Origin of the sequence: Inquilinus limosus MP06 (assembly GCF_000767795.1) — a bacterium.
Lineage (GTDB): Bacteria > Pseudomonadota > Alphaproteobacteria > DSM-16000 > Inquilinaceae > Inquilinus > Inquilinus limosus_E.
Window position 1 is genome coordinate 1 of the sequence record NZ_JANX01000800.1, and the last position, 2,129, is coordinate 2,129.

Genomic DNA, 2,129 nt, shown 5'->3' on the forward strand with positions numbered 1-2,129 from the left:
CGCCAGGGTCGAGGTGAAGCGAACCGCGCCGCCCGGCGCGTCGGTGCCGCCGTGACCACGTCTCGTAGCCGGCCGCGGCGGGGTGCGCTGCGAAGGCGCCGAGCAGGGCGGTGGCGAGCAGGATCTGCGGCAGCCGACCGGCGGCCGGTGCCTTGCGTTCACGAAACATGATGAGGTCCTCGGGGTGCGGGAGCGGGCGTCAGGCCGCGCTCTGGCCGCCATCCACGATGATGGCTTGGCCGTTGACGTAGGAGGCCCGGTCCGACAGCAGGAACAGGGCGACCTGCGCGATCTCCTCCGGCTCCGCCAGGCGGTTCAGCGGAATGCCGACGGCGAGGGGGTGGGATTCGGTGCCGTCCGGGTTCTTGACGATCCGGCCCCGGGTCATCTCGGTGCGGGTGATCGACGGGTTGACCGAATTCACCCGGATGCCGTGCGGCCCCAGCTCCACCGCCGCGGCGCGGGCGAGCGAGACGATGCCGCCCTTGGTGGCGCTGTAGATCGAGATGCCGGGCGCGGCGATGCCGGCCAGCACCGAGCCGTTGAACAGGATCGCCCCGCCGCCGCCCTGTGCCTTCATCTGCGCGGCCTCGGCCTTCAGCGCGAAGAAATGAGCCTTGAGGTTGGTGTCGACCAGGCTGTCCCAGCGGTCCTCGTCGAGCGCCTCGAGCGGCCCGCCGCCGGAGATGCCGGCATTGTTGAAGGCGACGTCCAGCCGGCCGAAGCGCGCCACCACCTGCTCGACGATGCCGGGGATGCCGTGGATCCGCGTCAGGTCGGCCGGGATGAACAGCGCCTCGCCGCCCGCCGCCGCGATCTCTGCGACCACGGCCTCGCCCTCCGCCGCCCGCCGCCCGGTCAGCGCCACCTTGGCGCCCTCGCGGGCGAACAGCACGGCACTGGCGCGGCCGATGCCCGAGGTGCCGCCGGTGACCAGGGCCACCTTGCCATCCAACAGTCCCATTCGATCGCTCCTTCAGATGACGATCATCATTTCATGGATCGTTAGATGATGCCGATCATCCACTTTGCAAGGGCAAGGCAGACACCGCCTGCCAGTTGAGAATGGATTGCATTCTCGGTACATTCGTCCTGTCGAATGCGGACCGCGGGGTGTCGTGAAGAAGCTGTCTCGGATCCTCGCGGCCTTCGGGGCCGAGGCGCCCGGCATGGAGGCCGGCCTGCAGGGCCGGGTGCGCTGCCGCGCGCGGTCCGCCGACATCCTGCAGGACGCCTGGGTGAAGCTGGCCGATATGAGCGCGGACGCGGCGGTGGAGAACCCGCAGGCCTATGTCCGCCGCACGGTGCGCAACGCCGCCACCGACCATCTTCGCAAGGAACGGCGGCGCGCGGCGATCGACCGGGAGGTGTACGACCTGCTGTGGGACGGCGCCGACGAGATGTCGCCGGAACGCATCGCGATGGGCCGCGAGGCGGTGGCGGCGCTGGAGAAGGCCCTGGCGGAGATGCCGGAGCAGAGCCGGCGGGTGTTCCTGATGAACCGCTTCGAGGGCAGGACCCACCGCCAGATCGCGCGCGATCTGGGCGTGTCCGAGACCACGGTCTATTATCATATCCGCCGTGTGCTCGAGCGTCTGTCGGAACTGCGCGGCAGTTTGGCCGACTGAGGCAGATCCCCTTTTCGCGCGTCTAGGGAGTAGAAGGGGGAATCGCCCTCCGCCTGCCGCCGCGAGCCGATGGACACCGACGACAACGCCCAGGAAAGCAGGATCGCCAGGGACGCGCGCGACTGGGTGGTCCGGCTCGCCTCGGGCACGGCGACCGAGGCCGACCTGGCCGCGTTCCGGGCCTGGCGGCAGGGCTCGCCGGCGCATGACCGCGCCTTCACGCGGGAGCGCGCCTTCTGGCGGCAACTGCAGGCGCTGGCGCCGGAGGCGTCGCCGGCCGCGGAGCCCCGACCCGGGCGGAGGGGCTTCGGCCGTCGTGCCGTGCTCGGCGGCGGCGCGATGCTGGCCGCCGGCGTGGCCGGTGTCGCCCTGGCGCCGCGGCTGGCGCTGCTGTGGCGGGCCGACCACCGCACCGGCATCGGCGAGCAGGCGCGGATCCCGCTGCCGGACGGCTCCACCGTGCTGCTCAACACCGACAGCGCCATCGCGCTCGGCTTCCGT

Annotated in this window: 3 protein-coding genes; 2 read left to right on the forward strand and 1 reads right to left on the reverse strand. The window is 71.5% G+C overall.

Going from position 1 to position 2,129, the window contains the following annotated elements:
• Positions 1–199: 199 nt before the first annotated feature.
• On the reverse strand, positions 200–964 hold the full coding sequence (locus P409_RS32515) for an SDR family NAD(P)-dependent oxidoreductase (protein ID WP_034848387.1): 765 nt from the start codon (positions 962–964) through the stop codon (positions 200–202).
• A 154-nt stretch (positions 965–1,118) separates the two neighbouring features.
• Between P409_RS32515 and P409_RS32520 the strand changes: the two genes are divergently transcribed.
• Positions 1,119–1,628, forward strand: coding sequence for an RNA polymerase sigma factor (locus P409_RS32520; RefSeq protein ID WP_052121654.1), 510 nt, complete (start codon positions 1,119–1,121; stop codon positions 1,626–1,628).
• 69 nt (positions 1,629–1,697) lie between these two features.
• Positions 1,698–2,129 (forward strand): FecR family protein (locus P409_RS32525; RefSeq protein ID WP_034848389.1); only part of this gene is annotated, 432 nt, incomplete at its 3' end.